Consider the following 12301-nt stretch of genomic DNA (forward strand, 5'->3'; position numbering starts at 1 on the left):
TTTGCAACACTTTGCAATATTTTGCAATTTATCGCATTTTGTCGCAAAAAAATCGCCAAATGCAATCAAATGATTTGTGCTATAATAAGCAGACAACGATGATTCCGTTACTGATATGAAAAAATCTTATATAGGAAAGTAGATGAATCTATGAAAATCGTTCCTCCAAAAATTTCTCCCACATTACCACTTAAGCCCTTTTCTACAATCTATTCCGAAGAGGAACCAATGCTTGAAATGTGCAAAGTAGTCAATGACGAAGCAATCGAAGCATTTTTCGATCGTCCACGTTTTTACAATATGGAATTTGATCACTGTCAATTTACAAATAGCGATTTTAGTCAGGTCGAGTTCGTAGATGTTCGCTTTACAAATTGTGATCTTTCCAACGTCAATATGACAAAAGCCTCTATCCACCGAGTAGAATTTATCAATTGCAAACTACTTGGGACAACCTTTCAAGAATCAACGATTAAAAACGTTACTTTTAAAGATTGTCTAATCAATCTAGCTGCTTTTGGCTATGCTAAAATGGAGAATAATCAATTTTGCCATTGTTCACTGGAAAACGCCGATCTTTATCATTGTCACTTCAAAGGAATCATTTTTGACAATTGCGAATTGAACGAAGCGAATTTTCAGCAAACCTCTTTAAAAGGCGTTGATTTAAGCTCCTCTAATTTTGAAACATTAAGCATTACGATCAATGAATTAAAAGGTTGCCAGGTCTCAACCTACCAGGCCTTAAAATTCTCTACATTGTTAGGTCTAATTATAAAAGAGTAAGTGAATAACCTAGGTTTAATTCCCTAGAAGTAATATGATGAACACCATAAAAAGGTCATGAAAGATACAGTAAGCTCTGGTTTGTTCGGAGCTATTTGTTTCTTTCATGACCTTTTTGAACTATCTTTCTTGGATCTAATACTTATTAAACAGACTTCACTGTTTCATCTTTATGTTTACGAGCGGTAATCACGTAAACGATAACCAACACCAATTTCAGTAATGATATATTCAGGCTTCAACGTATTTGTTTCAATTTTTTTGCGGATATTTGACATATTGACTCGCAAAATTTGGGAATCTTCGCTGTATGGTCCCCATACTTGGGTCATTAATGTTTGGTAAGTGACTACTTTACCAATCTGCTCAAATAAACATTTAAGTAATCGATATTCATTTTTTGTTAAATGGATTTCTTGGTCATTTTTATAAACCAACTGCTTATCAAAATCGATTTTTAATGCATTATTTACTACGATCAACGTCTGTTCTTCTTTGGTTTTCTTATGGCGTAAAGCTGTTCTTATACGAGCTAGAAGTTCGTTAGTCCCGAAAGGTTTGGTGACGTAATCATCTGCTCCTAAATCAAGGGCGGCTACTTTTTCATTTTCGTCCTTTCGTGCAGAGATCACCACGATCGGAAGATCCATCCGTTTCCTCAATATTTTCAAGAGATCCATTCCATCAATATCCGGTAAACCTAGATCAAGTAAAATGACATCAAATGTTTCTGCCTGTAAAGCAGTTAAAGCTTCCATCCCATTTGCTGCTACCGTTAATCTATATTGTTCTCGCTCAAAAACCACTTCCATGAAGTCGGTAATATTGGGATCATCTTCAATCAATAAGATCATCTTATTCATAAAAAACTCCTTACTTTAAATAGATTCGGACAATCGTTTCCCCATTATCGGCAATCATCTCCATTTGTCCGTTATGAGCACGAATGATCGTGTTGACAATACTTAAACCAATTCCCAATCCGTTTTTAGAATCAACAGGCACCTCATTTGGTTGAGTCAGATTATTTTGGATTTTTTGAAATTGTTCGATAGGAATCTCACCCTTATTTCTAATCTCAATCCTCGTTTCTTCTCCATTTTGGCTCACAGTCAATCGTACAGGTTGCTGTTTTTCACCGTGTCTCAAAGCATTCTCAATCAAATTGAACAAAGCTTGTTCAATTAAAATAGGATCTGCTTGGATGAATAGCATGTTTTCTGGTAATACGACATCTAATTGGCTATCTGGATACACTTTTTTCAAATGACTATACACAGCTTCGATAATTTCTTCAATCGGTTCCGCTGATTTATTCACTTTCATTGTATTCATATTGATCCGTGTAATCGATAATAAATTTTCCACCATCCGAATCAACCATTGGGACTCATCTTGAATGTCTTGCAATAATTTTTGTTGGGTTTCTTTCGATACACTTTTTTCATTGTTTAATGTCTCTGCAATCCCTGAAATTGCCGTTAATGGTGTCCGCAAATCATGTGAGACCGCTCGGAGCAAATTACTGCGGACTCTTTCTCGTTCATTCTCAAGTTCGATTTGCTCTTTCTCATTTTTCAATTGATTTTGTTCCAGAATCGTTGCCAGTTGTGTAATGAGCAACTTTAAATAGTTTAGTTGATCATTTTGTAAATCGTGGGAATGACTTCGTTCCATTCCTAAAACAGCTACGACTTTTCCATTAGTAAGGATCGGTAAGTAGAATCCTTTTGCTCCTCCGAGGGTATCGGTTCCATTTCCTGCTTCCTGTTGATTTTTTGCTGTCCAAACAGCTACTGCAATTTCTTCACTGATATTAAGTCTTGATTTTTTCCGATCGACACGATGCACACTTTTCACTTGTCCTTCAGAATCAAAGAGAACCACTTCCCGATCTAACAAACGTGAAAGATACGTCGCAGTAATATCAAAAATTTGTTGTTGATCTTGTGCTAACACATATTGTTTATTCAATTCATAAAGAATTTCCATTTGATGCTCTTTTTCCATAGAATAAACTGCTTGTTTTTTTAACCGCACCATTAAGTTACTAATCATCAGAGCAACTAAAAACATGATCAAAAGAGTGAACGGATAGCCTTGTTTGTAGACTGTCAATGAATAAAGCGGTTCAACAAAAAACCAATTGAACGATAGTACACTAAGGATTGATGCTAAAGCGCTCCAAAAATAACCGGAAGTCATCCGAGCGACTAATAAGACAAAAAAGAGATAGATCAACATCAGATTTTGATCACCGACGTTCAAATACTGCATCAACTCAGTAATTAAAGTGGCACAAAAAACAGCACCTAATGCATACCCTAGATCTTTCCCGCCGCCTTCAATGATTTTTCTTGTATGAAATAAAAAAGACGGTCTAGTTTCTTGAAATGGGATCAAATGGATCTCTGTATCATTCAATCGCTTCAGCAATCGGTTTTCAAACGATTCTAAAAATAATCGTTCATACCATGGTTGTCGTAGATTCTTTCCCATGATGATATCTGTGATACCAGTCATTTTAGCGTATTCAACGATCGTTTCAAAGCTTCCTTCTTCTTCCATACTGATCACTTCTCCACCAAGTTTGTCAGCAAGTGGTAAGTTTGTCGGCGTGTCTTCATGTGAACGAATCTGAATAACGACCCATTGCGCACCTAAGCCCTGCGCTAATCTTGCAGTCCAACGAATACACTTTTCTGCCATTTTAGGAAAATCGTCATTAACAATAGTCAACAACTTGCTTTGAATTCGATTGGTTTGACTACTAACTTGATTGATATGATCGGAAGCTCTTTGGATCGCTAAACCTCTCAGATGGTTCAACTTTTGTGGGGTAAAAAAATTTTTTAAGGCTCGTTTTGCATTTTCGTTGGTATAGATCTTTCCTTCTTCTAACCGTAAGATCAATTCTTCCGGCTCAACATCGATCACTTTCAAAGATGCTTGTTGAAAGAAAGTGTCTGGCACGGTTTCTTTTACTTCCACACCTGTTACATTAACAACAACATCATTCAAACTTTCGATATGTTGCACATTAATCGTTGTAAAAACGTTGATTCCAGCATTCAGTAACTCTGCCACGTCTTGGTAACGTTTCTTATTTCTTGAACCATGCGCATTGGTGTGTGCTAATTCATCGATCAAAACTACTTCGGGCTTTCGCTTGATCAAGCGATCAATATCAGGTTCAAATAAAGTGATTGATTTGTAATTGATTTCTTTGGGTGGGATCTGAGGCATACCTTCGAGTAGTTGATTCGTTTCTGGTCGATCATGAGGCTCAATATAGCCAATCACGACATCTTTACCTAAGGCAAATAATTCTCTAGCTTCTAAGAGCATCGCATACGTTTTACCGACACCAGCCGCAAAACCAAAGAATACTCTTAATTTACCTTTCTTCCCTTGCTGTCTTTGCATAAAATCTTCTGATACACTCGATAACGACATCCTTTCCCCCTCCAACTTATCCTTTATGTAAGTCTGAGCCATTTTCCGATTGGCTAAAACCAATCAAGAAAATGGCTAGAACCGATTATGAATCAGACATCTGATCTAACGAAAGATTCAATTGTAATACATTAACGTATTTGCGATCTGAAAACCAATCCTTATGGCTGTTTTTTTCTATTATAGCATAGATATCCGCTTCTTTAAGACCTCGCTCTTGAGCGATTTTTGACACTTGAAAATTGGCTGCTTCCACACTGATATCCGGGTCTACACCACTTGCCGAAGCAGTCACTAGATCCACCGGAACTTCTTTTTGCGCTGGGTTTTCTTGAAGTTGTTTTTTCGTTCTCTGTTCCACACGTGAAGCCTGTTCCTTGGATACCGGTGACAGTTGGCTAACTTTTTCATTCCGTCCAGAAAAATAGCGAGTTGATTCAAAAGGTTGCCCAATCAACTTCGAACCTATGACTTTCCCATCATTGGTAACTTGGCTACCATTAGCTTGTTCATTGAAAAAAAGTTGACCGACCCCGGTAACTAGTAATGTATAACCCCCTCCAAAAACAAGTAAACTTAACAATAAAAAACGAATACTTCCCATAACTGTTTTTCGCATCACTTTTCTCCTTTACAAAATCACGAATGATAAAATGACATCAATCAGTTTGATAAAAATAAATGGTGCAATGACTCCTCCTAATCCATAGACAAGTAGATTATGTCGCAGGATTTGACTAGCTGGTTTTTCCTGGTAAGCAACACCTTTCAACGCTAACGGGATCAATGCCACAATCACCACCGCATTATAAATGACCGCAGATAAAATAGCTGTTAAAGGCGTACTAAGTCCCATGATGTTCAATTGATCTAATTGTGGATAGATGCTATAGAACAAGACTGGGATCACCGCAAAATATTTAGCAACATCATTGGCAATACTAAAGGTCGTTAACGCTCCACGAGTCATCAATAGTTGTTTGCCGATTTGAACTACTTGCAGGAGCTTAGTAGGGCTTGAATCTAAGTCGATCATGTTCCCTGCTTCTTTGGCAGCCTGGGTTCCTGTATTCATTGCCATCGCTACATCAGCTTGTGCTAATGCCGGAGCATCATTCGTTCCATCACCCGTCATTGCTACAAGGTGACCTTTTTCTTGGTACTCACGGATTAATTCCATTTTGTTTTCTGGTGTTGCTTCTGCCAAAAAGTCATCAACGCCCGCTTCTGCTGCAATCGCTGCCGCCGTCATGGGATTATCCCCTGTGATCATGATCGTTTTGATCCCCATTTTCCGCATATCCGCAAATTTTTCTTTCACACCATTTTTTACAATGTCTTTGAGATAAACGACACCTAAAACTTGGTAATTTTTGACAACTACTAATGGGGTTCCCCCTGCACGTGCGATTTGAGCCACTAATTGATCGCATTCTTCAGGATAGGTATGTCCATTTGCTTCCACGTATTTTTTCATAGTGTCAGCCGCGCCTTTACGAATTTCGTCCCCGCGATAATCGATCCCGCTCATTCTTGTTTTGGCACTAAAATCAATAAATTTCACCTCAGATTGCTGAAATTCACGTTCCCGTAGATTGAATCGTTCTTTGGCTAAAATCACAATGCTTCTGCCTTCTGCTGTTTCATCTGCCAAAGAGGAAAGTTGGGCAGCATCCGCCAGTTCTCGTTCACTCACTTGATGAACTGGTAAAAATTCACTTGCACGTCGATTGCCCAGCGTAATCGTTCCTGTTTTATCCAATAATAAGACATCGACGTCTCCTGCCGCTTCGATTGCTCGACCACTCATGGCAATGACATTTTCTTTTGTCAATCGACTCATACCAGCAATACCGATCGAAGAGATCAACGCACCAATTGTCGTGGGTGCTAAACAAATCAATAACGCAATCACAATGATTAAAGAAAGCGGGCCACCTTTTCCTGCCAGCAGACTACTAAAGTGAGTAAACGGGATCAGCGTAATCGAAACTGTTAAGAAAATGATCGTCAAAGTGATCAAAAAGATTTGCAGCCCGATTTCATTGGGTGTTTTTTTTCGTTGGGTGCCTTCCACCATCGCAATCATTTTATCTAAAAATGATTGCCCGTTTTCGGAAGTGACCCGTATCACTAAATAATCAGAGACGACTGTCGTTCCTCCTGTCACAGCGCTTCGATCCCCTCCGGATTCCCGAATGACTGGTGCTGATTCTCCAGTAATGGCACTTTCATCGACGGAGGCAGCCCCTTCAATAACGTCCCCGTCTGCTGGGATTTGTTCACCTGCCTGGACATAAACCAGATCGCCTTTTTTCAAATCAGAAGAACGGATCTCAATAAAGTTTTTTTCTTGCACATCTTCTAAACGGGTGATCTTATAGGTCATTACTTCTTTCTTCGCTTGCTTCAAACTATCCGCTTGTGCCTTCCCACGACCTTCAGCAACGGCTTCAGCAAAATTGGCAAATAATAGAGTCAACCATAAGAAAACCGTAATAGCAAGACTAAACCATAACGGTACATCCATCGGGTAAAAACACAAAATGGTTGTCAAAATCGCGCCTAAATAGACAACAAACATGACTGGGTTTCTTAATTGCTGTCGTGGGTCCAACTTCTTGAACGATTGACCCACAGCCCATAAATAGATTTTTTTCATTTTTCTCACTCACTTTACTGTAAAATACTCAGCAATTGGTCCTAAGGCTAATGCTGGTAAGAAACTCAAGGCGCCGATCACTAAAATGACAATAATCAACATCGTAACAAACGTTGGACTGACGGTTGATAATGTCCCTGGACTCAACGCTGCTTTTTTCTTATTCCCCATGTTTTCTGCTAGGAATAAAATCGCAACGATCGGTAGATATCTGGAAAGCAGCATCAAGAAACTGCCTAAATAGTTAATAAACGGCGTATCTGCTAATAGACCTCCAAATGAACTCCCATTATTATTTGCTAAGGAAGTTGCACCATATAATAATTCACTAAATCCATGAGGTCCTTCATTAGTTAACCAAGTGAAGACTTCACTGTGGCTGATCAAGGCCATAGCTCCAAAGAGGGTCAACATTAAAGGAGTCAAAATAACTAAACTAGCCATCTTGATGTCAAACGCTTCAATTTTTTTCCCTAAATATTCGGGCGTACGACCAACTAATAAACCAGCAATAAAAACGGCTAACAAAAGAAAAGCAAGCATGCCGTATAGTCCACTACCAATCCCACCAAAAATAATCTCTCCTAATTGCATCAAAAAGAGTGGGATCGCTCCACCTAAGGGCGTAAAACTATCTAACATCGCATTGACCGAACCATTAGAAGCAGCAGTCGTGCTGACAGCCCATAAACTTGACCATCCCACACCGAAACGAACTTCTTTTCCTTCCATGTTGGCCGAACCTAACACTTGAGTAAAGTTTGGTCCATAATATTCATTAACTGTTACCCCGATAAACGCTAATAGAACAAAAGTGGTTGCAACGATCAAGATCGTCCGCCCTTGTTTCCATTCTTTTACCCAAAAACCTAGTGTAAAAATCAATGCAGCAGGAATAAGCAAAATGGCAATATTTTCCAAAAAATTCGCTAAAATCGTTGGATTCTCAAAAGGATAAGCTGAATTTGCTCCAAAAAAACCACCACCGTTCGTTCCTAACTGCTTGATAGCTACTTGGCTTGCTACTGGTCCTAGATACAACCACAAATCTTTTCCTTCTAATCCTTGATAAGCTAGCCCTGATTGAAACGTTTGGATCGTTCCTTGAGAGATCAATAAGATGGCTAAAACGATGGAAAGCGGCAATAAGATATAGACTAGACCTCTGGTTAAATCTTGCCAAAAATTCCCTAGCCGTTTATTTTTCACTTGAGTCAAACCTCTTAATAAGGCAATCAAAACTGCTAAACCAACACCTGCAGATACAAAATTTTGAACTGTTAAGCCAAACATTTGCGAAAAATTCGATAAGGTAGTTTCCCCAGCATAGGCTTGCCAATTAGTATTCGTTACAAAGCTAACTGCCGTATTGAGGGCTAATGGGAAAGAAAGATTTTTAACTGTATTCCCTCCCGGCAACCATTCTTGTGTCATTAACAGACCAATCAGTAAAATGAGCGAAAAAAGGCTTAATGACAATACACTAAAAATGTAGCGTTTCGCCGTCATTTCTTTCTGACTTACTGGTCCGATTATTTTATAAAATAGTTTTTCAACGGGTTGCAAAAATCGTACACCTTTAGGTATGTTATTTTGCATGATTTGTTTAATATACCACCCAAGAGGTAACGCTAGAATTAGTAACACAAATAAAAAAAACAATCCTTGATAAATGATACTACTCATAACTCTTCCCCCTTAAATAAAAACCAGAAAAGATAAATCATTAATAAAGCACTAATCAAACCAAATATAATCATCATTTTTCCTCTCTCCTTTATGATTTGATCATACAAAAAAAGATATAAAGATAGTGTGAAACTTTAAATCGTTTCTTTACACTATCTTTATATCTCTTGATTATTTATTCTTGTCTATTTTTCTCCATTATAAAAATAGAAGAAGCGTTTCAAAAAATGTTCATTCAGTAAAGTTGCCCGCTATGTTTATACCCTCCGAACAAATGGTATTCATAGCCTTTTTTATAACGCTACTGGTGTTGCAGTTTCTTTCAGCACTTGGTTGAGTTGTTGGATTTTTTTACTTCCTTCTTCGTTCATCCACGTCATCGCCGCTTCTTTTCCGTGTTTGACAAAAGTTTCTACCCCAGCACTCCACGTTGCCCGACCACAAAGAACCCCATTGAAGGTCGATCCTGCTGTCTTGGCAAAACGTAGTGTTTCATAAAATAATTCTGCTTCGACACCGGCACTTAAAAAGATATAAGGCAAATGGGTAGCAGCAGCTTGTTCTTGGAAAAATTTCGCTGCTTCTTCTTTCGTATGTACGAAATCCGTTTGACCATATCCTTCTACATAGTGCATGTTGACAGGAACTTCCACTTTCAAGACATCGACATTGAATCGCTCTTCAGAAAATTTCTCCATCATTTTTATGACTTTACCAGGTTTTTTCATCGCATATTCTTTTGATTGACTATCAGAAATGTTTTGATCATATGAAACTAATTCTAAAAAGAATGGTAAATTTTCTGCCTGACATTCTGAGCCGATCCGTTCGATAAATACCTGTTTTCGCTCATTGATTTCGTCACTTTCATCAACATCATAATAAAGTAAGAATTTACAAGCATCTGCACCTGCCTCTTTTAGATTCTTAACTGAACAAGTAGGTAAAAGATCAGGAAGTCTTCCAGGCACGGTACTATCATATCCCGTTTTTTCATAGGCAAGAAGTAAGCCAGCTTCTTGCGCTTTCGCTTTCGCTGCAGGCAAGCCATACTCCGGGTCTAACAAAATCGCTGACGCATCTTTTGTTAGTTGCGAAGACACGATCATCTTAAATTCTTCCAGCTCTTTAGCACTTGCTTCTTCTCCTTTTGCTTTGGTAAGCATTTTACGTAATGCACCTCGCTGATCAATTGCTAAAGCGGCAAAGATTTGTTCTTTATTCCAGAGTTTTTTTAAATGTTTCATTTTTCCATCCATTGCTTCTATGTCACGCTCCTTTTTAGTCTTCGTATTCGCCCATTTCCCATTTTTTAAGAAATTTGGCAAAAAATTCCGGCTTCTCTTGCGAAGCATTTGTGCTTTCACACTGGTTGATTTTTTCGATCAACTGTTTGTTTTTATCTGTTTCTTGATATTCTGCCTGAATAAAGGCTTCGATGACATCACAAATCAAAAATTCTCCTGTGATTCTGGCACCAAAACCAATGACGTTCGCATTTAGTTGCTCTTTTGCATAGATGGCACTGGTCATGTCACGAACCAACGCACCTCTTACTCCAGGTACTTTATTGACTGCATTGGTAATCCCGACACCTGTTCCACATAAACATACGCCTAAATCAACTTCTTTTTTAACTACTGCTTCTCCAATTTTTTTCCCATATATCGGGTAATGTGTGCGGGTAAAATCATAGGTCCCTACATCCAATACTTCATGCCCTTTTGATTTCAAAAAATCCGCAACTGCTATTTTTGTATCTGTTACGATGTGGTCACATCCAATTGCTATTCTCATTATCTGCTCCTTTCTTAACCCATTTCATTTAACATATCTACACGAATCTGATGACGACCACCACTATAAGATGCGGTCAAAAATCCCTTAACGATATTTAACGCAAGCTCTTTACCAACAATCGCTGCGCCTAAGGTAATCATTCGGGCATCATTATGATCTCTAGTCATATAAGCACTTCTTTCATCCGACACTTCAGCTGCCACGATTCCTTTTATTTTTGTTGCGACCATAAAGCTCCCTGCACCATAACCATCAATAGCAATCCCTAGACTTTCCGGGTGTTCTTTTAAATCTGTTGTGATAGCTAATGTAGATGCAATAAAATCTTCTGCTGGTTGAATACTTTTATCTTCTACTTCAAATCCCTCTTGCACGAGCTTATCTTTTAACCATTCTTTTAATTCCATTCCGTCGCTATCCGCACCAATGACTACTCGCATACTCATTTTTCCTCCTGTTTAGTTTTCTCATTTCTCGCTAGTTTCATTTTTAATCGGTTGATCCAATACTTTTTCTTTGCTGATTTTTTGGTACCAATAAGCACTCTTTTTAGGAAATCGTTGCTGCGTATCAAAATCTACGTAAAATAATCCATAACGTTTATTGTAACCATTCGTCCAAGAAAACATATCCATCAACGACCAAATAAAGTATCCCTCAATTCTCACACCTTGGTCGATCGCCCGTAAAATAGCGGCTAGATGAAGACGAACATAATCGATCCGCTCCTCATCATTGATTTGTCCCGCTTCAAAATGATCCTTACTCCCTAAACCATTTTCTGTTACATAGATTTTTCCATAGTTCGGATAATTCTGTTTGATCAAGAGAAGCATATCTTCCAACCCTTGTGGATAGATCGGCCAATCCCAGTCAGTCGTTGGGATTACAGGATTTGTTACCCTTTCTCCTACACCTTGCAAGGCAAAGATACTACTTCCTTTTTCACCAGTTCCGTTATGTTGGATTTTTGATGTTCCTGTATAGCCTTTTAAAAAATGACTCGCATAATAATTGACTCCTAAAAAATCAATCATTTTTGCTGCTTCTTTTAGATGATCAAAATCTTCTATTTTGAGTTCAAGCTGCGCCCCATTTGCAGATAAGATCTCATTGATCACACGCATCGTTTCTGCTGAGTATTCCCCTTTAAACGTCGCATCCAATAGAAATTGATTCGCCAAGATATGTTCTTTCTTCGCTGACAGGCTATCTTCTCTCTGATCAGTTATCCCGTACTTTGATTCTAAAATATGAACGATCCCGATCTCACCTTGGTAATTAGCTTCCTTGTATTTTTTGACTACGCGAGCGTGGGCAACCATCATGTTGTGCATCGATTGGATCGCTTTACCCAGCTCATATTGATTGTTCGGCGGAAAATGACCGATGATGTATTGACCGGCAACCACTGACCAAGGTTCATTGATCGTGATCCAATGTTTCACTTTGTCCCCGTATTCTTTAAAACAAAATTGCGCAAAATCAACATAATCATCCACCATATTTGCAGACAACCAATCACCATCTTTAAATTGCTTCTCTGGTGTATCAAAATGGTGCAAAGTCACAAACGGCGTGACTCCATTTTTGATACAAGAATCGATCAAACGATGATAAAATTGGACACCGATCGGATCGACCTTCTCCCTCCCACTAGGAAAGATCCTAGACCAGGCAATCGAAATCCGAATGCCATTGATGCCAAACTGATAACATGCTTGTAAGTCTTCTGCATAACGATTATAGAAATCACTTGCTTGACTAGGGTCAAATGTCCCTGTCTTTTTAAGGTAATCATCCCAATAATTTTTCCCACGGTTTCCTACTGAAAGGGCACCCTCAGCTTGATAAGCGGCCGTTGCCGCTCCAAAAATAAAATGTTCTGGAAATTTATTCATCGCATCC

General features: G+C 38.6%; 10 protein-coding genes. 1 reads left to right on the forward strand and 9 read right to left on the reverse strand.

The window, feature by feature from the left end:
* The first annotated feature begins 228 nt into the window (after positions 1-228).
* Positions 229-786 (forward strand): pentapeptide repeat-containing protein, encoded by a 558-nt coding sequence (locus tag IGK81_RS08585; protein WP_232622377.1) that lies wholly within the window; start codon positions 229-231, stop codon positions 784-786.
* A 176-nt stretch (positions 787-962) separates the two neighbouring features.
* Here IGK81_RS08585 and IGK81_RS08590 read toward each other — a convergent pair whose 3' ends face one another.
* The 9 genes from IGK81_RS08590 to lacG form a co-directional block, all read right to left on the reverse strand.
* A complete protein-coding gene (locus IGK81_RS08590) occupies positions 963-1649 on the reverse strand; it encodes a response regulator transcription factor (RefSeq protein WP_010718443.1) in 687 nt (228 codons plus the stop codon).
* A 10-nt stretch (positions 1650-1659) separates the two neighbouring features.
* The gene (locus IGK81_RS08595; RefSeq protein WP_274456562.1) at positions 1660-4242 is read right to left on the reverse strand and encodes a sensor histidine kinase; all 2583 of its coding nucleotides are present in this window, start codon (positions 4240-4242) and stop codon (positions 1660-1662) included.
* Positions 4243-4327: 85 nt separating this feature from the next.
* Positions 4328-4861 (reverse strand): potassium-transporting ATPase subunit C, encoded by a 534-nt coding sequence (locus IGK81_RS08600; RefSeq protein ID WP_034700806.1) that lies wholly within the window; start codon positions 4859-4861, stop codon positions 4328-4330.
* A 12-nt stretch (positions 4862-4873) separates the two neighbouring features.
* Positions 4874-6904, reverse strand: a complete 2031-nt coding sequence (kdpB, locus tag IGK81_RS08605; protein ID WP_034700808.1) for a potassium-transporting ATPase subunit KdpB — start codon at positions 6902-6904, stop codon at positions 4874-4876.
* 9 nt (positions 6905-6913) lie between these two features.
* Positions 6914-8590, reverse strand: coding sequence for a potassium-transporting ATPase subunit KdpA (kdpA, locus tag IGK81_RS08610; RefSeq protein ID WP_034700810.1), 1677 nt, complete (start codon positions 8588-8590; stop codon positions 6914-6916).
* Between the two features lie 296 nt (positions 8591-8886).
* The gene (gene lacD, locus IGK81_RS08615; RefSeq protein WP_034700812.1) at positions 8887-9852 is read right to left on the reverse strand and encodes a tagatose-bisphosphate aldolase; all 966 of its coding nucleotides are present in this window, start codon (positions 9850-9852) and stop codon (positions 8887-8889) included.
* Positions 9853-9874: 22 nt separating this feature from the next.
* Positions 9875-10390 (reverse strand): galactose-6-phosphate isomerase subunit LacB, encoded by a 516-nt coding sequence (gene lacB / locus IGK81_RS08620; protein ID WP_010718449.1) that lies wholly within the window; start codon positions 10388-10390, stop codon positions 9875-9877.
* Between the two features lie 14 nt (positions 10391-10404).
* Complete coding sequence (lacA, locus tag IGK81_RS08625) at positions 10405-10833, reverse strand: galactose-6-phosphate isomerase subunit LacA (protein WP_010718450.1); 429 nt, start codon at positions 10831-10833, stop codon at positions 10405-10407.
* Positions 10834-10860: 27 nt separating this feature from the next.
* A complete protein-coding gene (gene lacG, locus IGK81_RS08630; RefSeq protein WP_034700815.1) occupies positions 10861-12294 on the reverse strand; it encodes a 6-phospho-beta-galactosidase in 1434 nt (477 codons plus the stop codon).
* Positions 12295-12301: the final 7 nt, after the last annotated feature.

Origin of the sequence: Enterococcus sp. DIV0703 (assembly GCF_051711065.1) — a bacterium.
GTDB lineage: Bacteria > Bacillota > Bacilli > Lactobacillales > Enterococcaceae > Enterococcus_B > Enterococcus_B hirae.

Coding starts and splice junctions, on each gene's coding strand:
- IGK81_RS08600 (WP_034700806.1), bottom strand. CDS start 4,861: ATGCGAAAAACAGTTATGGGAAGTATTCGTTTTTTATTGTTAAGTTTA.
- lacD (WP_034700812.1), bottom strand. CDS start 9,852: ATGGATGGAAAAATGAAACATTTAAAAAAACTCTGGAATAAAGAACAA.
- IGK81_RS08595 (WP_274456562.1), bottom strand. CDS start 4,242: ATGTCGTTATCGAGTGTATCAGAAGATTTTATGCAAAGACAGCAAGGG.
- IGK81_RS08585 (WP_232622377.1), top strand. CDS start 229: ATGCTTGAAATGTGCAAAGTAGTCAATGACGAAGCAATCGAAGCATTT.
- lacG (WP_034700815.1), bottom strand. CDS start 12,294: ATGAATAAATTTCCAGAACATTTTATTTTTGGAGCGGCAACGGCCGCT.
- kdpA (WP_034700810.1), bottom strand. CDS start 8,590: ATGAGTAGTATCATTTATCAAGGATTGTTTTTTTTATTTGTGTTACTA.
- lacB (WP_010718449.1), bottom strand. CDS start 10,390: ATGAGAATAGCAATTGGATGTGACCACATCGTAACAGATACAAAAATA.
- IGK81_RS08590 (WP_010718443.1), bottom strand. CDS start 1,649: ATGAATAAGATGATCTTATTGATTGAAGATGATCCCAATATTACCGAC.
- kdpB (WP_034700808.1), bottom strand. CDS start 6,904: ATGAAAAAAATCTATTTATGGGCTGTGGGTCAATCGTTCAAGAAGTTG.
- lacA (WP_010718450.1), bottom strand. CDS start 10,833: ATGCGAGTAGTCATTGGTGCGGATAGCGACGGAATGGAATTAAAAGAA.